17 protein-coding genes are annotated in these 19953 nt (G+C 71.9%); 9 read left to right on the top strand and 8 right to left on the bottom strand.

The genetic code is table 11. The features are described from left to right. The first annotated feature begins 81 nt into the window (after positions 1-81). Positions 82-1506 carry a pyruvate kinase gene (pyk, locus tag ACWD4P_RS04825; RefSeq protein ID WP_449778559.1) on the top strand — a complete coding sequence of 475 codons (1425 nt, stop codon included), beginning with the start codon at positions 82-84 and terminating at the stop codon, positions 1504-1506. A gap of 79 nt (positions 1507-1585) precedes the next feature. Here pyk and ACWD4P_RS04820 read toward each other — a convergent pair whose 3' ends face one another. The 4 genes from ACWD4P_RS04820 to ACWD4P_RS04805 all read right to left on the bottom strand — a co-directional run bounded on the left by ACWD4P_RS04820 (position 1586) and on the right by ACWD4P_RS04805 (position 6225). Further along, positions 1586-3019, bottom strand: coding sequence for a hypothetical protein (locus ACWD4P_RS04820; RefSeq protein ID WP_449778558.1), 1434 nt, complete (start codon positions 3017-3019; stop codon positions 1586-1588). Then, positions 3016-3681, bottom strand: a complete 666-nt coding sequence (locus ACWD4P_RS04815; protein ID WP_449778557.1) for a DUF6114 domain-containing protein — start codon at positions 3679-3681, stop codon at positions 3016-3018. Before ACWD4P_RS04815 ends, ACWD4P_RS04820 begins: the two co-directional genes overlap by 4 nt. A 131-nt stretch (positions 3682-3812) precedes the next feature. Next, entirely contained in the window at positions 3813-4481 is a 669-nt protein-coding gene (locus tag ACWD4P_RS04810; RefSeq protein WP_359826866.1) for a DUF6230 family protein, read from the bottom strand. A gap of 745 nt (positions 4482-5226) precedes the next feature. Next, the gene (locus tag ACWD4P_RS04805; RefSeq protein WP_359826864.1) at positions 5227-6225 is read right to left on the bottom strand and encodes a tetratricopeptide repeat protein; all 999 of its coding nucleotides are present in this window, start codon (positions 6223-6225) and stop codon (positions 5227-5229) included. 517 nt (positions 6226-6742) lie between these two features. Between ACWD4P_RS04805 and ACWD4P_RS04800 the strand changes: the two genes are divergently transcribed. Beyond that, positions 6743-7294, top strand: coding sequence for a TetR/AcrR family transcriptional regulator (locus tag ACWD4P_RS04800; RefSeq protein ID WP_359826878.1), 552 nt, complete (start codon positions 6743-6745; stop codon positions 7292-7294). 146 nt (positions 7295-7440) lie between these two features. Here the strand turns inward: ACWD4P_RS04800 and ACWD4P_RS04795 are convergent, their stop codons facing one another. From ACWD4P_RS04795 to ACWD4P_RS04785, 3 genes are all read right to left on the bottom strand, one after another. Next, a complete protein-coding gene (locus tag ACWD4P_RS04795; RefSeq protein WP_359826861.1) occupies positions 7441-9126 on the bottom strand; it encodes an acyl-CoA mutase large subunit family protein in 1686 nt (561 codons plus the stop codon). Positions 9127-9393: 267 nt separating this feature from the next. Next, on the bottom strand, positions 9394-9735 hold the full coding sequence (locus tag ACWD4P_RS04790; RefSeq protein ID WP_359826859.1) for a DUF3817 domain-containing protein: 342 nt from the start codon (positions 9733-9735) through the stop codon (positions 9394-9396). Between the two features lie 146 nt (positions 9736-9881). Then, positions 9882-10388, bottom strand: a complete 507-nt coding sequence (locus ACWD4P_RS04785; RefSeq protein WP_449778556.1) for a MarR family winged helix-turn-helix transcriptional regulator — start codon at positions 10386-10388, stop codon at positions 9882-9884. 498 nt (positions 10389-10886) lie between these two features. On the opposite strand from ACWD4P_RS04785, the gene ACWD4P_RS04780 reads away from it, so the two are divergent. After that, on the top strand, positions 10887-12518 hold the full coding sequence (locus ACWD4P_RS04780; RefSeq protein WP_449778555.1) for a M4 family metallopeptidase: 1632 nt from the start codon (positions 10887-10889) through the stop codon (positions 12516-12518). A gap of 488 nt (positions 12519-13006) precedes the next feature. After that, positions 13007-14632 carry a M4 family metallopeptidase gene (locus ACWD4P_RS04775; protein ID WP_449778554.1) on the top strand — a complete coding sequence of 542 codons (1626 nt, stop codon included), beginning with the start codon at positions 13007-13009 and terminating at the stop codon, positions 14630-14632. Between the two features lie 131 nt (positions 14633-14763). On the opposite strand, the gene ACWD4P_RS04770 is transcribed toward ACWD4P_RS04775, so the two are convergent. Next, positions 14764-15075, bottom strand: coding sequence for a DUF3817 domain-containing protein (locus tag ACWD4P_RS04770; RefSeq protein ID WP_380667372.1), 312 nt, complete (start codon positions 15073-15075; stop codon positions 14764-14766). A 298-nt stretch (positions 15076-15373) separates the two neighbouring features. Between ACWD4P_RS04770 and ACWD4P_RS04765 the strand changes: the two genes are divergently transcribed. The 5 genes from ACWD4P_RS04765 (at position 15374) to ACWD4P_RS04745 (ending at position 19181) form a co-directional block, all read left to right on the top strand. Then, positions 15374-16171 carry a DUF2127 domain-containing protein gene (locus ACWD4P_RS04765; protein ID WP_359826848.1) on the top strand — a complete coding sequence of 266 codons (798 nt, stop codon included), beginning with the start codon at positions 15374-15376 and terminating at the stop codon, positions 16169-16171. Positions 16172-16251: 80 nt separating this feature from the next. Next, the gene (locus tag ACWD4P_RS04760) at positions 16252-16890 is read left to right on the top strand and encodes an AIM24 family protein (protein ID WP_359826845.1); all 639 of its coding nucleotides are present in this window, start codon (positions 16252-16254) and stop codon (positions 16888-16890) included. Continuing rightward, complete coding sequence (locus ACWD4P_RS04755) at positions 16890-17540, top strand: AIM24 family protein (RefSeq protein ID WP_188295818.1); 651 nt, start codon at positions 16890-16892, stop codon at positions 17538-17540. Before ACWD4P_RS04760 ends, ACWD4P_RS04755 begins: the two co-directional genes overlap by 1 nt. A 272-nt stretch (positions 17541-17812) precedes the next feature. After that, complete coding sequence (locus ACWD4P_RS04750) at positions 17813-18625, top strand: AIM24 family protein (RefSeq protein ID WP_449778592.1); 813 nt, start codon at positions 17813-17815, stop codon at positions 18623-18625. A 40-nt stretch (positions 18626-18665) separates the two neighbouring features. Beyond that, positions 18666-19181, top strand: a complete 516-nt coding sequence (locus tag ACWD4P_RS04745) for a MarR family winged helix-turn-helix transcriptional regulator (RefSeq protein ID WP_359826842.1) — start codon at positions 18666-18668, stop codon at positions 19179-19181. The last annotated feature ends 772 nt before the right edge of the window (positions 19182-19953 follow it).

The following is a 19953-nucleotide window of genomic DNA, read 5'->3' as shown; positions in this document are numbered from 1 at the left end:
CACTCCTCGGAATTTTTCGTCGGCGATTCCTCCCGGTGCGTGCCGAATGCACCTATAACACGAACGGATAGACTGATCCATATGCGCCGAGCGAAAATTGTCTGCACCCTGGGTCCGGCGACGGACTCCTACGAACAGCTGAAGGCCATCGTCGAGGCGGGCATGAACGTCGCCCGACTGAACATGAGCCACGGCAACCACGCGGACCACGAGGAGCGGTACCGCAAGGTCCGCCAGGTCTCGGAGGACACCGGCAAGGCCATCGGCGTCCTGGCCGACCTCCAGGGTCCCAAGATCCGTCTGGCGACCTTCGCCAACGGCCCGGTGACCGTCGACAACGGCGACGAGTTCACCATCACCACCGAGGACGTCCCCGGTGACCAGCACATCTGCGGCACCACCTACAAGGGCCTGCCCGGCGACGTGAAGCCCGGCGACCCGATCCTGATCAACGACGGCGTCATCGCCCTGGAGGTCGTCAGCGTCGACGGCCCGCGGGTGAGGACCGTGGTGGTCGAGGGCGGCGTGCTCTCGAACAACAAGGGCATCAACCTGCCCGGCGCGGCCGTGAACGTGCCCGCCCTGTCCGAGAAGGACAAGGACGACCTGCGCTTCGCGCTGCGCCTGGGCGTCGACATGATCGCCCTGTCCTTCGTCCGCAACGCGGACGACATCAAGGACGTCCACGAGGTCATGGACGAGGTCGGCATCCGCGTGCCGGTCATCGCCAAGATCGAGAAGCCGCAGGCCGTCGAGGCCATGGAGGAGATCGTCCTCGCCTTCGACGCCATCATGGTCGCCCGCGGCGACCTGGCCGTGGAGTACCCGCTGGAGCGGGTGCCGCTGGTCCAGAAGCAGCTGGTCACCCTGGCCCGCCGCAACGCCAAGCCGGTCATCGTCGCCACCCAGATGATGGAGTCGATGATCCACGCCTCGCGCCCGACCCGCGCCGAGGTCTCCGACGTCGCCAACGCCATCCTGGACGGCGCCGACGCGGTCATGCTGTCCGCCGAGTCGAGCGTCGGCAAGTACCCGGTCGAGACCGTCCGCACCATGGCCCGGATCTGCGAGACGGCCGAGGGGGAGCTGCTCGCCCAGGGCCTCCAGCCGCTCAACCCGGGCCGCAAGCCGCGCACCCAGGGCGGCTCGGTCGCCCGCGCCGCGTGCGAGCTGGGCGACTTCCTGGACGGCAAGGCCCTGGTCGCCTTCACCAAGTCCGGTGACACCGCCCGCCGGCTGTCCCGCTACCGCTCGCCGATCCCGGTGATCGCCTTCACCCCGGACACCGCCACCCGCAACCAGCTCTCGCTGAGCTGGGGCGTCGAGGCCTACGTGACCGAGCAGGTGGCCACCACCGACGCGATGGTCGCGCAGGTCGACCGGGAGCTGCTGCGGATGGGCCGGCTCGGCGAGGGCGAGACCGTCATCGTCACCGCCGGTGTCCCGGTCGGCATCCCCGGCACCACCAACATGGTGCAGGTGCACCACCTGGGCACCCGGAGCTAGTGAGCACCCGTCAGGCCCGAACGCCCGTGGGGCGGTCCTCCTCCGGGAGGGCCGCCCCACGGGCGTCGTACGTCACCCGCTACTCGTTGCTGTAGGGGGCGTCGTCGTTGAACAGGTGCATCCCCGGGATGTGCAGGGTGCCGCCGAACTGGCCGGCCTGCTTGGCGGTGACGCCGGTCAGCTCCAGGTCCAGCGGGATCGGGATGGAGCCGATCAGGTCGTACAGCCAGCGCGGCAGGGTGTCCGGAGTGAGGGTGATCTCGCCCAGGTCGATCGGGATCGGCAGGCCGAGCACCTTGGAGAGGTGACCGGACAGCCGCTCCACGTACATGGTGACCGCGCCGCCGCGCATCGTCGAGGTGGAGCCCGGGGCGCCCTGGACGTGGAAGGTCACCCCGTTGCCCTGCAGGGTCGACATGTCGAGGTTGTCGATGTCGACGCTGTCGACCACGAACTTCAGGACGCGCTTGCTGCCGGTCGGGGTCCTCACGTCGTAGACGCCGTGGAAGGCCGCGCCGTGCAGGGCGAGCCGGCTGGTCTTCAGGGTCCAGTTCTGCTCCGGGACGACGTGCCCGGGGGCGGGCGCGCCGGCGGTCAGGCCCCGGACGTCCACATCGCAGTCGGGGTTCTCGGTGGGCGTGGCGGACGGGCTGCCGGAGGCGCCCGAGGAGGGCGTCGCCGAGGCGTGCGAGGACGGCGTCGCGGACGGGGTCGTGGACGGCGCCGGCCTGGTGCTCGCCCGGCCGCCCGGCGTGGCCGCGGGCGAGGGCTCGCCGGTGGCGGGCCGGGTCCCGGACGGCTCGGCCCGCGGCGCGGCGGCCGGGGCCTGCGACGGGGCGGACGGCGCAGGAGCCTGCGCGGCCGGGGTGGTCGGCGCGGCCGGGCCCGCCGGCGGGGCGGGGGTGGTGGCGGGGGCCCCGCTCGGGCTCGGGGAGCCCTTCGGGTCGAGCAGCCGGTCGAGGCCGCCGACGAGGTCGTCGATCAGCCCGGCCTTCTCCACCGTGCCGCTGCCGGCGCCCTGCCGGACCGTGCCCGACGCGGACCCGCCGCCGGTGGCGGCGGAGCGGGCGGCGGACGGAGTGGCCGCACCGGCGGCCGGGGGCTCGACCGGCGAGGCCGGCTGCCGGTCGGGAGCGGCGGTCGGCGCCGGGGCCGGCACCGAGGCCGGGTCGGTCGACGCTCCGGCCGAGGGCGCCGCGGTCGGGGCCTGGCCCGGCGCGCCGGACGGGCCCGGCGGCGGCTCGGGCAGCTCGCTCCTGGGCACCGGCGTCTCGACCGGTGCGACGTCCGGCACCACGGCCGGTGCGGTGCCGCAGGGCTTGCCCGCCGTGGACTCGGCGACCGCCGGGTTGGGCGTGTAGGCGGCGGCCATCAACAGCGCGGTCGGCACCGCCGCCATCGCCAGGGCCCGGCCTCTCAGCCGGACCCGTACGGGCGTGCGCGGGGCCGCGTGCCGGCCGGAGCGCTGCGCGGGAACGGACGTACCGTCGGCTTGCTCGGCCGGCCCGGTCACCGTGCCTCCTCCTGGTCCACGGCGCCGGTCTGCTTCGGGAGGACGGCTCCGGCCTCCGGTCGCGGCGGCGCGCCCCGGGCGGGCAGCTCGGCGGCGTCCTCCGGGGCGGTGGCGGCGCTCCGGGCCGCCACGGCCGCGGAGTCCGCGACGGCGGCGGTGTCCGCGACGGCCGCGACCGGGGTGTCCACGGCGCCCCTGGCCCAGCGCCGGCGCGCGCTGTCGGCCGCGGGCGTGCCCGCCGGCTCCGCCGACGGCTCGGGCAGCGGCGCCCAGGAGACCAGCAGCCCGCCGCCGATCAGACCGGGCAGCAGGGCGAGGCCGAACCCGGCCAGGTTGGACATCGGGATCGAGACCAGCGTCAGCAGGATGGTCGCGATGCCCGCGAAGACCCGGACGGCCTGCTGGAACCAGCCGGCGATGCCGAGGGCGATCAGCAGGACGCCGATGAGCAGCGAACCGGCACCCGCCGTGGTCGACATCGCGATCGTCACGCTGCCGAGCGCCAGGTGCGCGTAGGGGAAGTAGAGGATCGGGACGCCGGCGAGCATGGCCAGCAGGCCGCCCCAGAAGGGCCTGGTGCGACGGAACGTGCGGAAGCCCCGCCAGAACGATCCGAACGGATTCTGGCGGCCGGTCCGGGTTTCGACCGTTGCGCTGGACATGGTGCAGCTCCTCGGCATCGCTACGAGGGGAAAACGACTGGCGCCGGACCGGGAACGACGGCATCCGCCGTCCCCGGCCCGCGAAAGACCCGGCTGTCGGACGTACCCGCCGGCACGCCCTCAGGCAGGGCTCAGTAGCACTCGTTGCCCGGGCCGTCGCCGCGCTTGAGCGACAGGCTCAGACCGTTGAGCACGAACTTCCCGGCCGAGGTGGCGCGGGCGGTCTGCTCGACGTTGTCCAGCGAGGCCGACTTGGCGGCCTGGGCGAAACCGGTGGCACCGGTCGGCAGGCCCTTGCCGCCGCCCGCGGCGGAGACACCCGGGTGGGGCGTCCAGCCCTGGGTGGCCGTGCCGGGGAGGGTGGAGGCGTCCTGGCCGATGTTGATCTGGTTGAAGGTCGCGTCGGCCTTCAGTTCCTCCATGTCGATCAGCAGGTTGTCGGCGTGCACGGGCTTGCCGTTGCCGCCGGCGTTCAGCTGGAGGGTGATCTTGCCCAGGCCGAACCCGGTCAGGTCGGTGACCACGGACTGGCACATGTTGGTGATGTCGGCGGAGTCGAACGCCGACACGGCGACCGGGTGCGGCGCGCCGTTGGCCTCGATGTCGACGGTGCCGAACTGCGAGAAGTTCGTGCCCTCCAGGTGCGTGGCCTTCACCTTGAACTGCTGGCCGGAAATGCTGAACGAGGCGGCGAGCGCGCTGTTGGCGATGGAGACGCCGACCATCGCGGTGGCCGCGACGCTCGGCACCATCACCAGGGCGAAGCGCTTCCAGCGGGTCTTGCCGTAGGTCCTGGACATGCGAGTCCTCCTTCTAGGACGTACATCTCCGGCTCCCCGGCGGCGCGTCCCGCGCCGGTGGGGGCCTGGGATGGGAGAGAGCTACGTCCTCGGTAGCGGAGAGCGCCTTGGGCGTCGTCGGACGCGGGAACGGCCTGCACACGGCGGGCCTCCCGTCCAAGCACCGGCCGACCTTGCGGGGCGGCGGGCAGGACCGACGACATCGGCGATCACCCCCGAGCGACAACCAGCGACCGCGCAGGGCCGCGCGGCCGGTCGAAGGACAGGAACCGCCGTGGGACCGCGGATACCCCCCTGCCCTCCCTCCCGCCGGCCGGGGCCGGCGGATCACCCGGTGGGGATCCCGCGCTCCGCGTGGCCGACCGGGGTCGGGGTGGTGGAGCCCGGGACCGGGCGTGGCCGATCGTGCTTGAATCCCGGGCGAAGCACAAGAGGTTCCTTACTGACGGGTAATGCAACACCGGGTGACGTTGATCATGGAATCCGGGCCGACTGCACCGTGCGTGACGCCTTGAAGGAAACGTGAGGGCGAAATCCCCCGGAAACAGAAGCGAAACACCCGCGGGTGGTCACACATGGTGACCACCCGCGGGTGAAATCAAGATTTGGTAAACCTCTGTCCGGTTGACCGGATTGTCGCCAAATCACCAGGCGACACCGCAGGTCATCCGCCGTGCCAGTCGATGGACCCGAGCCGGGTCCGAGCAGGGCCGGAACCGGGCCCCGAACCGGTCCTGACGGCGGCTCAGAACAGCACGCGCGCCAGCGCCGTACGGGCCGCGACGACCCGCGGGTCCTCCGGGCCGATGACCTCGAACAGCTCCAGCAGGCGCAGCCGGGCGGTGTCCCGGTCCTCGCCGGCCGTCCGTCCGACGGTGGCCACCAGGCGTCCGAAGGCGTCCTCGACGTGACCGCCGACCACGTCCAGGTCGGCCGCCCTGAGCTGGGCCTCGACGTCCTTCGGGTCGGCCGCGGCCGCCGCCCGGACGGCCTGGAGGTCCAGACCCTCGATCCGCTGCAGCAGCTCGGCCTGGGCCAGGGCCAGCTTGGCCTCGGTGTTGCCCGGCTGCTCGGCCAGCACGTTCCGGTACGCCCGGATGGCACCGCCGAGGTCGCCGGCGTCCAGCGCGTCGTGCGCGGCGGACAGCGCCGGGTCCTCGGGGCGCTGCGGGGCGGCGGCCTCGGCCTCGCCCGGGACACCCGCGCCCGCACCGCCGACCACGCCGAAGCGCTGCTCGGCGACGAGGATCAGCTGGTCCAGGATCTTGCGGACGTTGGCGGCGCTCTCCGCCCCCTGGAACAGCGGCACCAGCTGGCCGGCCACCACGGCCATCACGGCCGGGATGCCCTGGATGCCGAACTGCTGGGAGATCAACGGGTTGGCGTCCACGTCGATCTTGGCGAGCACGAAGCGGCCGGCGTACTCCTCGGCCAGGCCCTCCAGGACCGGGCTCAGCTGCTTGCAGGGCCCGCACCACTCGGCCCAGAAGTCGATGACGACCGGCACCTCGGTGGAGCGCTGGACGACCTCGGCCTCGAAGGTGTCCTCGGTGACGTCGATGACGAGCTGATAGCCGGGCTGGGCGACGGCAGACCCGTCCGATTCGGCGGTGGCCGCCTGGCGGGCCCGCTCGGCCCTGGCCTGCTCGGCCTTCTGGGCGGCTTCGCCGGCCGCCTTCACTGCGGCGAGGTCGACCGCACCGCGGAGGGCGGAGCTGTTGAGACGCGAATTCCGTGGCTGCATGGCACCATCCTCCCCCGTCCGCGCTGCTCGCGGGCACCAACCTCCGGAAAGTCGCCCCGCGCGGGCCGCGCGGCGCGGGTTCCCGGGCGCGATGCCCCTCCCCCGGTAGCCTGGACCGTTCGGCGCGGATCCCCACCCGCGCCCGCGCCGCCCCGTCCCACGGGATGCGGCGCCTGGTTGTCACTGCTTTCGCTACGAGTCGTAGCGTAACTGGAGCCGGTGCCCCGCCCGCAAGCCCCACCGGCGGTTCGGCGACGTGACCTGCCCCACTTTCCCGGGGTGCCCCGCTGCCCGAACGGGCGAACAGTCGCTACCGTTACCAGCCCCGCCCAAGTTACTTACCAGTAAAGCGCAAGGAGGCCCGGTGCCGGCCGCCCAGCCCCCAGCGAGCCCGGACAGCCCGGAGAGCACGCAGAGCACGGGCCGGGCGTGCCCCGACCCGGTCGGCGCGGCCCCGGAGCCCGCCGGCACCGTCCGCGCCAAGGGCCGCCCGCGCAGCGCCGCCGCCGACCGCGCCATCCTCGACGCCACCCGCGAGACGCTGGCCGAACTCGGCTGGGGCGGACTGACCATGGGCCACGTGGCGAGCCGCGCCGGGGTCGCCAAGACCACCCTCTACCGCCGCTGGCCGTCCAAGAACGAGCTCGTGGTGGACGCCGTCGCCAGCCTCTTCGACGAGCTGGTGATGCCCGACCTCGGCAGCCTGCGGGCCGACATCGAGGCCGTGGTGGCCCAGTTCGCCGACCTGCTGGCCCGCCCGGAGACCCAGGCCGCGCTGCTCGCGCTGTTCGCCGAGGGCACCCGCGACCGGCAACTGCGGCGCCGGATCCGCGAGTCCATCGTGGACCCGCAGAAGCGGCTGGTCCGCCAGGGCCGGGCGGCCGCCCAGGCCCGCGGCGAACTGGAGGCGGACGGCGACGCCGCGGCGGCCGACGAGGAGGTCGACATCATCTTCGACACCATCGCCGGCACCGTCGAACACCGCGTCCTGGTCAGCGGCGAGCCGATCACCCCGGAGTGGACCCGCCGCTTCACCGACCTGCTGCTCGGCCCCTTCCTCACCGGCTGAGGACACCGCCCTGGAAGCCGCCGAGCCCGGCCTCCGGGGCGGCGTCGGACGCGGCGCCGCGCCGTGCAGGGCGGCGTCCAGGGCGTCCGGACACGGCGGGGCCGCCGTACGGGATTCCGTACGGCGGCCCCGCCCAGGTCACGGCCTCAGAACGCCGCGTTCTCCCGGTACGTCCCCCACTCCTCGCGCAGCGCGTTGCAGATCTCGCCCAGCGTCGCCTCGGCGCGCACCGCGTCCAGCATCGGCGGGATCATCGACGCGCCCGAGCGCGCCGCCGCCAGCATGGCGTCCAGCCCGGCCCGGACGGCCGCCTCGTCCCGGGCCTCCTTGCGCTCCCGCAGCACCCGGACCTGCTCACGCTCGACCTCGTGGCTGACCCGCAGGATCTCCAGCTCAGGGGTGACGCTGCGGGGGTGGCAGTTGACGCCGACCACGCGCTTGTCGCCCTTCTCCACCGACTGCTGGTACTGGAAGGCCGCCTCGGCGATCTCCCCGGTGAACCAGCCCTCCTCGATGCCGCGCAGGATGCCGGAGGTGATCGGGCCGATCTCGTGGTCCTCGCGGCCCTTGTCCAGGATCCGCTGGAAGATCGCCTCGGCCTGCTGCTCGATCCGGTCGGTCAGCGCCTCGACGTACCAGGAACCGCCCAGCGGGTCGGCGACGTTGGCGACGCCGGTCTCCTCCATCAGCACCTGCTGGGTGCGCAGGGCGATCTCGGCGGCCTGCTCCGAGGGCAGCGCCAGGGTCTCGTCCAGGGCGTTGGTGTGCAGCGAGTTGGTGCCGCCGAGCACCGCGGCCAGCGCCTCGACGGCGGTGCGGACCACGTTGTTGTACGGCTGCTGGGCGGTCAGCGAGACGCCGGCCGTCTGGGTGTGGAAGCGCAGCCACTGCGCCTTGTCGGTCTTGGCGCCGAAGCGGTCTCGCATCCAGCGGGCCCAGATCCGGCGCGCGGCGCGGAACTTGGCGATCTCCTCGAAGAAGTCCAGGTGCGCGTCGAAGAAGAAGGACAGGCCGGGCGCGAAGACGTCCACGTCCAGGCCGCGGGACAGGCCCAGCTCGACGTAGCCGAAGCCGTCCGCGAGGGTGTACGCCAGCTCCTGCGCGGCCGTCGCCCCGGCCTCGCGGATGTGGTAGCCGGAGACCGACAGCGGCTTGTACGCGGGGATGCCCTCGGCGCAGTAGGCCATCAGGTCGCCGATCAGGCGCAGGTGCGGCTCGGGGGCGAAGAGCCACTCCTTCTGCGCGATGTACTCCTTGAAGATGTCCGTCTGCAGGGTGCCGTTGAGCACGGCCGGGTCCACGCCCTGGCGCTCGGCGGCGACCAGGTACATGCAGAAGACCGGCACGGCCGGGCCGCTGATCGTCATCGAGGTGGTGACCTCGCCGAGCGGGATGCCCTTGAACAGCACCTCCATGTCGGCGGCCGAGTCGATGGCCACGCCGCAGTGGCCGACCTCGCCGAGCGACTTGGCGTCGTCCGAGTCGTAGCCCATCAGGGTCGGCATGTCGAAGGCGACCGAGAGGCCGCCGCCGCCCGAGTCCAGGATCATCCGGTAGCGCTCGTTGGTCTGCTGGGCGTTGCCGAAGCCGGCGAACTGGCGGATGGTCCAGTTGCGGCCCCGGTAGCCGGTCGGGTGCAGGCCGCGGGTGTACGGGTACTCACCCGGCCAGCCGATCCGCTCGAACCCCTCGTAGGCCTGCCCGGCGGGCGGGCCGTAGACCGGCTCGACCTCGTCGCCGGAGAGGGTGGTGAAGTCCGCGTCGCGCTTGCGGGCCTTGTCGTAGCGCTGCTGCCAGCGCTGCCGGCCGCGCTCGATCTCCTCGGCGTCCATGACCCCGAACTCCGCTCCGTACGGCCGCCACGGCGACGGGGCGGCACAGCTAGTAGGACGTCCTAACAATTTACTCGGACGTCCTAGCAGTTGTCGACGGATGCCGCGCGGCACTTGCGGGAATCACCGGCGGACGCCCGGCGATCACCGCCCGGGCCACTCGTCGGGACGCGCCCTCGGCGCGGGTCGGCGGACGCCGGCGCGAACGCCGAGAGCGCCCCTCCCCGTGCGGGGAGGGGCGCTCTCGGAAGGCGCGGACGGCGGGGCTCAGACCCCGGCCGGCTGGCGGGCGCCGCCGCCCGCCGGGAGCTTCTCGGCGGCCTCGCGGGCCACCTTGCGCTCGAAGACGAAGGAGAGGAAGGGGATGCAGCCCGCCGCCAGGGTGAGCACCAGCCGGCCCATCGGCCACTTGAGCTTCTGCCCGAGCATGAAGGTCACCACGAAGTACCCGATGTAGAGGTAGCCGTGCAGCATCGCGACGTAGGTGGTCACGTCCTGGGCGGCGTCGAAGCCGTACTTCGCGACCATGAAGCCGCAGAACACCAGCAGTGCCACACCGGTCGCGATCGCCAGGGCCCGGTACCAGCCCAGCAGGGGGGTCGCCTTCATGATCTTCCTCGCCTCGCTCGGCAGTATCGGCCGGTACGCCCGGATCCGCGCACCGCTCACACGAGGGTAGCCGCCTTCACGCCCTCCCCCTCGCAGCCCCCTCCGCCGTCCGGCGGCCCGGTCGTCCGGAGTTCCGGCCGCTCCGGCTACTCGGTGAAGTCCCCGGCGGCCACCCGCAGCGGCCGGAGCAGGTCGAACACCTGGCGGCACTGGTCGGCGTCGTACTCCTCCAGCCCGAACTCCATCGCCATCAGCTCCCGGGTCGCCTCCTCGACCACCTCGCGGCCGCGCCCGGTGATCGCGGCCAGCACGCCGCGGCCGTCCAGCGGGTTGGGGCGGCGGGCGACCAGACCGGCCCGCTCCAGGCGGTCGACGGTGTTGGTGACGCTGGTCGGGTGGACCATGAGCCGCTCGCCGATCTTGGAGAGCGAGAGCTCGCCGGTGCGGCTGAAGGTCAGCAGCACCAGCGCCTCGTAGCGGGCGAAGGTCAGCCCGTACGGCTTGAGCACCGCGTCCACCCGGGAGAGCAGGATCTGGTGGGCGCGCATGACCGAGGTGATCGCCGCCATCGAGGGGACTGCGCCCCAACGGCGGGTCCACAGCTCGTCGGCGCGGGCGATCGGGTCGAAGTCGAGAGCGAGGGGCTTGGCCACCTCCTTACCGTACCGGCGGAAGGGACGCGTGCTACCAGTCGTCCTGATGGTGGACAAGCGCAACACGTGGCGGGAACCCGCCAATCGGACGGCCAGGTCCATACCAGGACATTGCGTCGGTGTGAACGCGCGGCAACGGGCGCCCGCCGCAACGGGGTTGGCCCCGGAGCGGCCGGCCGCCGCACCAGCAGGCCTCGGTTCGGGCGGTAACCCATCGCACGTTCGGGCGATTCATCCCTTTTGTCCGCCCGTTCACAATTCCTCACCCTGGCGGGACTTGGCCAATCCATGAGCAAGACCTGTCATTTGAATTGCTTGATTGTCATGCTTTCGGCCAACCCCGTTCGGCAGCCACCAACCCCCACCCACCGGTGGCGAAGCCGCTCCGACCGGACGGGACCTGCACGTCAGCGCCCGTTCCGCCCCGCAGGTGCCGATCCCGGCCCCCGGGACGCGGCGCGACCGCGCCTGCTCGCGGTTTCCCGGAAGGACTCGTTCGTGAAGCGAAAGCTCGCCGCAGTCGCCGTACTCTCCGCCACCGCCCTGCTCACCGGTGTCGTCCAGGCGGGCACCGCCGCCATCGCGGACCCCGCCCCGCACTCCCAGGCCGGGCAGCAGCGCGCCGACCTGATCGCCCTGGCCAACGGCCAGGCCGGCAAGGTCGCGCACGCCCTGGCCCTGGGCGGCCAGGAGCAACTGGTGGCCAAGGACGCGGTGGTGGACGCCGACGGCACCCGCCACCTGCGCTACGAGCGCACCTTCGCCGGCCTCCCGGTCCTGGGCGGCGACCTCGTGGTGCACCAGAAGGCCGACGGCGCGACCACCTCGGTGGACAAGGCCACCGGTGCGACCCTCGCCCTGCCGAGCCTCACCCCGCAGATCCCCGCCGACAAGGCCGCCGACCAGGCCACCGGCGCCGTGCGGTCCACCGTGGGCATCGCCGCCGACGAGGACGAGTCCCCGCTGACCGCCGTGCACCAGACCGGCAAGGCCGAGCTGGTCGTGTGGGCCGCCGACGGCAACCCCCGCCTGGCGTACCGCACCACGGTCGAGGGCGAGCGCGCCGACGGCACCCCGAGCCGCCAGCTGCTGGTCACCGACGCGGCGAGCGGCGAGGTGCTCTCCAGCCACGAGCAGGTCCGGACCGCCGCCGGAACCGGCAAGGGCGTCTTCGTGGGCTCCGTCCCGCTGACCACCACCCAGAGCGGTTCGAGCTACCAGCTCAAGGACGCCACCCGCGGCGGCCAGGCCACGTACACGCTGAAGGGCAAGACCTCCGGCTCGGGCACCCTGGTCGCCAACACGACCAACAGCTTCGGCAACGGCCTGTCCTCCAACAGCGAGTCCGCCGCGGTGGACGCCCAGTACGGCGCGGCGGTCACCTGGGACTTCTACAAGAACACCTTCGGCCGCAACGGCATCAAGAACAACGGCGTCGGCGCCACCAGCCGGGTCCACTACGGCTCCAACTACGTGAACGCGTTCTGGGACGACTCCTGCTTCTGCATGACGTACGGCGACGGCAGCGGCAACACCCACCCGCTCACCGAACTCGACGTGGCCGGCCACGAGATGAGCCACGGCGTCACCTCCGCCACCGCCAACCTCAACTACTCGGGTGAGTCCGGCGGCCTCAACGAGGCCACCTCGGACATCTTCGGCACCATGGTCGAGTGGTACGCCAACCTGCCCTCGGACAAGCCGGACTACCTGATCGGCGAGCTGATCAACATCAACGGCGACGGCACCCCGCTGCGCTACATGGACAAGCCCTCCAAGGACGGGGCCTCGGCCGACTACTGGTCCTCCACCGTCGGCAACAAGGACGTCCACTACTCGTCCGGCGTCGCCAACCACTTCTTCTACCTGCTCGCCGAGGGCAGCGGCGCCAAGACCATCAACGGGGTCAGCTACAACAGCCCGACCTCCAACGGTTCGACGCTCGCGGGCATCGGCCGGGACAAGGCCGCGCAGATCTGGTACCGCGCGCTGACCACCTACTTCACCTCCACCACCAACTACGCGGGCGCCCGCACCGGCACCCTCAAGGCCGCCGCCGACCTGTACGGCGCGACCAGCGCCGAGTACAGCGCCGTCGCCGCGACCTGGTCCGCCGTCAACGTCAACTGACGTACCGCACCGGCGCACCGGACTCCCGGGTCCTCCCGCGGGAGGGCCCGGGCGTCCGCCGTTCCGGGTGAACGGCGGACGCGGTTCCGGGTGAACGGCGGACCCGGCTCCGGGTGAACGGCCCCCTCCGCCCCGGCCGGCCGCCCGGGCCGTCCGGCAGCCTGTCAAGGCCGTCCGGCTGGCGGAGTCCCGCCAGGGGGACGAACCGCCGAAACCGGGCAGCGGGCCGCAACCGAACCATCCGTACCGGGATTGGCGGTTCCTGGCCAATCCCGGGAGGCGCCCTGTCCATCCCTGCCGACGATTGTCATGCTTCTGACCAAGTCCCGTCCGACCCTCCGCCGCCCCCACCCGATTCCGGCGGAGCGTCAGGATCCGCACGGGACCGGCACGTCCGCGCCCTACCGCCCCCAAGGCGCCAACCCCGGCGCCCCGGTACGCGGCGCACCCGCACGCACCCGCGGGTCTCGTGGAAGGAACCCCCGCACGTGAAGCGAAAGCTGACTGTCGGAGCCGTACTCTCCGCCACCGCCCTGCTGGCCGGCGTCGTCCAGATCGCCGCCGCCCCCGCCCAGGCCGCCGCCCCCTCGCCGGCGCAGCAGCAGTCCGCGCTGCTCGCGCTGGCCTCCGGGCAGAGCGCCCCGGTCGCCCAGGCCCTCGCCCTCGGTGGTCAGGAGAAGCTGGTCCCCAAGGACGTGGTGGTGGACAAGGACGGCACCCGCCACCTGCGGTACGACCGGACCTACGCGGGCCTGCCGGTGATCGGCGGCGACCTGGTCGTCCACCAGAAGGCCGACGGCTCGGTGAAGTCCGTCGACCGGGCCTTCGCCGGGCAGCTGTCGGTGCCCAGTCTGGCCCCGGCCCTCGCCGCGCCCCAGGCCGCCGAGCGGGCCACCGCCGCGGTCCGGGCGACGGTCGGCGCCACGGCCGACGCGGACGAGGCGGCGCTCAGCCGGGTCGACGGCGCCGGCGCTCCCGAGCTGGTCGTCTGGGCCGCCGACGGCACCCCGCGCCTGGCCCACCGCACGGTGGTCACGGGCGAGCGCGCCGACGGCACCCCGAGCCGCCAGGAGGTGATCACCGACGCCGCCACCGGCCAGGTGCTCTCCACCGACGAGAAGGTGCAGACCGCCACCGGCACCGGCAAGGGCGTCAACGTCGGCTCGGTCTCGCTGACCACCACCCAGAGCGGTTCGAGCTACCAGCTCAAGGACGCCTCCCGGGGCAACCAGTCCACCACCGACCTGAAGGGCGGCACCTCGGGCAGCGGGACGCTCTTCGCCAACACCACCAACAGCTTCGGCAACGGCCTGCCCTCCAACCGCGAGTCCGCGGCCGTGGACGCCCAGTACGGTGCGGCGGCCACCTGGGACTACTACAAGAACACCTTCGGCCGCAGCGGCATCAAGAACAACGGCGTCGGCGCCGCTAGCCGGGTGCACTACAGCACCAACTACGTCAACGCGTTCTGGGACGACTCCTGCTTCTGCATGACGTACGGCGACGGCTCCGGCAACACCCACCCGCTGACCGCCATCGACGTCTCCGGCCACGAGATGAGCCACGGCGTCACCTCCGCCACCGCCGGCCTGATCTACTCGGGCGAGTCCGGCGGCCTCAACGAGGCCACCTCGGACATCTTCGGCACCATGGTCGAGTGGTCCGCGAACCTCGCGGCCGACCCGGGCGACTACCTGATCGGCGAGAAGCTCAACATCAACGGCAACGGCACCCCGCTGCGCTACATGGACAAGCCGTCCAAGGACGGCGCCTCGGCCGACTACTGGTCCTCCACCGTCGGCAACAAGGACGTCCACTACTCCTCGGGCGTCGCCAACCACTTCTTCTACCTGCTGTCCGAGGGCAGCGGCGCGAAGGTCGTCAACGGGGTCAGCTACAACAGCCCGACCTCCAACGGTTCGACGGTCACCGGCATCGGCCGGGACAAGGCGGCCGCGATCTGGTACCGCGCGCTGACCGTCTACATGACCTCCACCACCAACTACAAGGCCGCCCGCACCGCGACCCTGAAGGCCGCCACCGACCTGTACGGCGCGACCAGCACCGAGTACAAGGCGGTCGCCGCGGCCTGGAGCGGGGTGAACGTCAACTAGCCGCCCACGGCACCGACCGCCGGTAGCACCGGCCCGAGCCACCCCCGGTAAGAAACGGCGACAGGCTGCCGCGGCCCTTTGGGAGAGGAGGCCGTGGCAGCCTGTCGACCGTCCACGAGGGAGTCGGGTGCTCAGGCGGTGGCGGGCTTCAGCTCGCCCCGCTCCTCCTTGGCCAGCATCCGCTCGGCGAAGAAGCCGCCGGTGGGCAGCACCGCGAGCACGAACATCAGGACGCCGCGCTTGGCATCCCACTTCTGCGCCTGCCAGGCCTGGATCCAGAAGACCACGTACAGGATGAACAGGACGCCGTGGACCATGCCCATCACCGGGACGGCGTCGAACGAGGTGGTCCGCTTCAGCACCGAGCAGATCAGCAGCAGGATGAACGAGACCCCTTCGGGGCCGGAGACCAGGCGCAGGCGGTGGACGGCGCTGCTGTTCACGATGGATACCTCGATACGGGGGTCGGCGGCGCGGACGCACTGGTGAACGGATCGCACTTGTGAAGCGACTCACAAGCTTCCGGCCCATTATCACCGAGCCCACACGCGCACCCTCGGCCGGGGGCGGCCACCGTGCCCGATCTCACAGCGCCCGGCTCCCCCGCCACCCGGCCGCCTGTCACAGCTCTGTTCCGGAACGCCACCGAGCGCGACCCTCCGTCACCGGGAACCCCTATCCTGCTGCCCGCGCGCCCGACGATCCGGGCGCCGACGCATCGCACACGGGGGTAGCCACAGCATGTTCACACGCGACTGGGACCGCAGGACCTGCGCCAAGCGCGGCCACGTCACCTACGCGCCGACGGAGCCCGCACTCGCCTCCCGGCTGCACGCCTCGACGGCCCTCGGCGACGCCTGGCGCTGCCTGCGCTGCGGCGACTTCGCCCTGGGCGACCCGCACGGCTCCGGCCCCGCCGAGGAGGCTCCGCTGGTGCCCCGCGGCAAGGCGCTGCGGGACCTGTTCATCCTGCGCTTCCTGGCCGTCGAGCGGGTGCTGCGCGGACTGCTGATCCTCGTGGTCGCCTGGGCCGTGTGGAAGTTCTCCAACAGCCAGGACGCGGTGCACCGGGTGTTCGACGAGAACCTCACGGTGTTCCGGCCGGTGACCGACCACTTCCACTGGGACCTCGAACACGCCCCGATCGTCGAGACGATCCGCAAGACCTTCGACTTCAGGAAGAGCACCCTGCTGATCGTCGCGGGCGCGCTGATCGCCTACGCGGTGGTCGAGATCGTCGAGGCCGTCGGCCTGTGGCTGAACAAGCGCTGGGCCGAGTACCTGACCGTGGTCGCCACCGCGGCCTTCCTACCGCTGGAGGGCTACGAGCTGAGCCACCACGTCAGCGCGCTGAAGGTCTGCACCCTGCTGCTGAACATCGCGGCGGTGCTCTGGATCATGCTCTCCAAGCGCCTGTTCGGGCTGCGCGGCGGTGTGGTGGCCTTCGAGGCGGAGCGCCACTCGGCCTCGCTGCTGGAGGTCGAACAGGCGGCCGGCACCGTTCCGCACCCCGGACAGGGGGCGCACGCCCGGACGTGACCGGCGCGTTTGTCGCAGCCTGGTACCAGTTGGTCCGCGCACTCTCCCCGTGCCGCGGCCGCACCGGCTAGATTGCGGCCGTGGCACAGTTCAGACTCCAGGGATCACGGGTGCTCGCCGTCGAGTTGGGCGGGGACGCCGTCAAGGCGCGACACGGTTCGATGGTCGCCTACACCGGGCAGATGGCCTTCAAGAAGCTGACCGGCGGCGGGGACGGCCTGCGCGGCATGGTCACCCGCCGGCTGACCGGCGAGAAGATGACAGTCATGGAGGTCAAGGGCCAGGGCACCTGCTACTTCGCCGACAAGGCCACCGAGATCAACCTGGTGCGGCTGAACGGCGAGACGCTGTACGTCGAGTCGGACAACCTGCTCTGCACCGAGTCCACCCTGCACACCGGCACCAGCTTCACCGGGCTGAACGGCATGTCCTCCGGCAACGGCCTGTTCACCACCAAGGTGGAGGGGCACGGCTGGGCGGCCCTCACCTCCAACGGCCCGGCCGTCATCCTGCGGGTCGACAAGAGCATGCCGCTGCGGGTGGACCCGGGCGCCTACGTGGCGCACACCGGCACCCTGCAGCGCAGCCTGAAGTCGGGCGCGGGCTGGACCACGATCATCGGCGAGGGCGGCGGCGAGGCCGTCCAGATCGAGTTCTCCGGCGAGGGCCTGGTGTACGTCCAGCCCTCCGAGAAGGTCACCATCGGGGGCGACGTCTGATGGGCTTCACGAAGATCAACGGCAAGATGGTCGAGGCCCAGGTACTGCCCGGCCAGCGGCTGTTCAGCCAGCGCGGCGCGATGCTCGCGTACAGCGGCGAGGTCCGCTTCACCCCGAACATCACCGGCGGGCAGGGCGGTGTGATGTCGATGATCGGCCGCCGGGTGGCCAACGAGGACACCCCGCTGATGACCGTCGAGGGCCAGGGCCGGGTGATGTTCGGCCACGGCGGCCACCACGTCCACGTGATCGACCTGTTCGGCGACACCCTGTACGTCGAGGCGGACCGGCTGCTCGCCTTCGAGGGCACCCTGCGGCAGTCCACCATGTTCATGGGCTCGCAGGGCGGGGTGATGGGCATGGTCCGCGGCCAGGTCACCGGACAGGGCCTGTTCACCACCAAGCTGGAGGGCCAGGGCTCGGTCGCGGTGATGGCCCACGGCGGCGTCTTCGAACTGCCGATCGTCCCCGGCCAGTCGGTGCACGTCGACCCGCAGGCCTACGTGGCGCACCGCGGCGACGTACGCAACAAGCTGTCCACGGCGCTGGGTTGGCGCGACATGATCGGCCGCGGCTCGGGCGAGGCGTTCCAGCTGGAACTGTCCGGGCAGGGCGCGGTGTACGTCCAGGCGAGCGAGGAGAAGCTCTGATGTCCTACCCGCCGCAGCCCCCGTACGGCTCGCCGCACAACCAGCCGACCCAGCCCGGCTTCGCCGTCCCGCCGACCCCGCCGAACCACGGCCCGCAGCAGGGGTACCCGCCGCCCCCGCCCGGCGGCTACCCGCCACCGCCGCCCGGCCACCAGCCCCCGCCGCCGCCCCAGCAGCCGTACGGGCAACAGTACGGGCAGCAGCACGGGCAGCAGCACGCCCAGCCGTACGGGCAGCAACAGCCCTACGCCCAGGAGCAGTTCGGCGGGCCGGTGGCCCCGCTGCCGAGCAGCCACGGCGGTGCCGGGCCGGTGGTGTGGGACGTCCACAGCCTGCCGGCCGGCGACAACGTCAACCCGTACGCCTTCTCGGTCGAGCTGAACGGCTCCTACTTCCTCCAGAAGGGCAAGATGGTCGCCTACTACGGCGACATCTCCTTCAAGGGCGTCGGCGCCGGGGCGATCGACCGGATGCTCGGGCAGCACTTCAACTCGCCGATGCACGCGGCGGACTGGGTGGTCGCCGAAGGCCGCGGCAAGCTGCTGCTGGCGGACCGGGCGTTCGACCTCAACTCGTACGACCTGGAGGACGGCAACCTGACCGTCCGCTCCGGCAACCTGCTGGCCTTCGACCCCACGCTGCGACTGAAGCAGTCGATCATCCCGGGCTTCCTGACCCTGATCGGCACCGGCCGGTTCGTCGCCGCCTCCAACGGGCCGGTGCACTTCGTCGAGCCGCCGATCCGGGTGGACCCGCAGGCGCTGGTCGGCTGGGCGGACTGCCCCGCGCCGTGCCACCACTACGACCACGACTACATGCACGGGCTGATCGGCGGCCTGCGCCGGCTGACCGGCATCGGCGGGGCCTCCGGCGAGGAGCACCAGTTCGAGTTCATCGGCGCCGGCCAGGTGCTGCTGCAATCGAGTGAGAAGCTGATGGCGGAGCGGTCGGTCGGCGAGGTCGGGGCAGAGGCGGGAGTGCCGGTCGGCGGGGTTCCGAACCAGCCGGCCGCGCACGGCGGCGGGAACCCCAACGTGCCGGGCCTCGGTAACCTGGGCGACCTCGGCCGACGTTTCGGCCTGTAAACTTGTACAAGATTGAACTAAATCGGCTATGCTAGAGGGCATGGATACGCACACGCTCGACACTGCGGACACCCCTCCGTCGCAGCCCGAGGAGGAGACTCCCTGGCTGACCGCCAGGGAGCAGCGGATGTGGCGCGCCCATCTGGAGGTCGCCAAGCTGCTGGAGTACCAGCTCAGCCGCGAACTCCAGCCGCACAACCTGGCGATCAACGACTACGAGATCCTGGTCGTGCTCTCCGAGGCCCCCGACCGCCGGATGCGGATGACCGACCTCGCCGCCGCCACCCTCCAGTCGAAGAGCCGCCTCTCCCACCAGATCACCCGGATGGAGAACGCCGGCCTCGTCCTGCGCCAGGAGTGCCCCGGCGACCGCCGCGGCCTCTACGCCCACCTCACCGAACACGGCTGGGAGACCATGCAGCGGGTCGCCCCCGACCACGTGCGCAGCGTCCGGGCCCACTTCATCGACCGCTTCACCCCGGAGCAGCTCGACGAGATGTTCCAGGCCCTCGCCCCCATCGCCGAGCACCTCCGCGGCCTCCGCGGCAAGCCGTAGGCCCCGCCGCACCCCGGGCCACCTACTCCCCCGCCCCGCCGCGACCCCGTTCGCGACGGGGCGGACCGCATGCGGCTGAACAGCCCGACCCGGGCGTCCACCCAACCGCTCCCACCGCATTGACCCGGGCGCACAGACTGCACTTGCTCACGGATCGAAGAGCCTCATGGAGCGGACAGTCTCCTCGAAGCCGAGCGAACGGTACAGAGGCTCACCGTCAGCGCTCGCGGTAAGGCTGACCAACCCGCAGCCCTGCTCCCGGAACCAGGCGAGGAGCCCGACCACGGGCCTTCCCTCCTCTTCACCCTCGATGCCTGGGCCGCGTTCATCGCCGCTGTTCGCTCGGGAGACCTCCCCGGGAGGCACTGACCGGCAACCCACATCTCGACACCGCCGACAGCGCAACCCGCGTGCCGCTGTTCCGGATCGCGCGCGGCTGCCACCGGGCTGTGAGGGGTTGGCTATGCCGTTGCCTCTGCTCTGGTTCGGCGGCCCCGGCCGTCCCCGGCCGGACCCGCCGTTTCTTTACGGTCCGTGGAGGGGGCGAGTAGGCGGGCCCCAGTGGTTGGGGCGGGCCCGCGTGGCTGCACGCGGGCCTGCCCGATTTTTGGGTCATTCAGGTGGAGTTCGCTGCCCCGCCGGACTCGTCCGGCGGGGCAGCGGACGGAAGCTGCGATGAGGCAACGGCCTTCTCGGGTTATGCGCAGGAAGTCGGACCGGCCGACTTCCTGCGCAGAAAAGGGCGTCGTTGCTTCCGCTGGGCCGAAGCGGC

The organism is Kitasatospora sp. NPDC002543 (assembly GCF_053594915.1).
This window is presented reverse-complemented; position numbering and strand designations above follow the sequence as displayed.

Coding starts and splice junctions, on each gene's coding strand:
- ACWD4P_RS04765 (WP_359826848.1), top strand. CDS start 15,374: ATGTTCACACGCGACTGGGACCGCAGGACCTGCGCCAAGCGCGGCCAC.
- ACWD4P_RS04815 (WP_449778557.1), bottom strand. CDS start 3,681: ATGTCCAGCGCAACGGTCGAAACCCGGACCGGCCGCCAGAATCCGTTC.
- ACWD4P_RS04795 (WP_359826861.1), bottom strand. CDS start 9,126: ATGGACGCCGAGGAGATCGAGCGCGGCCGGCAGCGCTGGCAGCAGCGC.
- ACWD4P_RS04790 (WP_359826859.1), bottom strand. CDS start 9,735: ATGAAGGCGACCCCCCTGCTGGGCTGGTACCGGGCCCTGGCGATCGCG.
- ACWD4P_RS04755 (WP_188295818.1), top strand. CDS start 16,890: ATGGGCTTCACGAAGATCAACGGCAAGATGGTCGAGGCCCAGGTACTG.
- ACWD4P_RS04805 (WP_359826864.1), bottom strand. CDS start 6,225: ATGCAGCCACGGAATTCGCGTCTCAACAGCTCCGCCCTCCGCGGTGCG.
- ACWD4P_RS04745 (WP_359826842.1), top strand. CDS start 18,666: ATGGATACGCACACGCTCGACACTGCGGACACCCCTCCGTCGCAGCCC.
- ACWD4P_RS04810 (WP_359826866.1), bottom strand. CDS start 4,481: ATGTCCAGGACCTACGGCAAGACCCGCTGGAAGCGCTTCGCCCTGGTG.
- pyk (WP_449778559.1), top strand. CDS start 82: ATGCGCCGAGCGAAAATTGTCTGCACCCTGGGTCCGGCGACGGACTCC.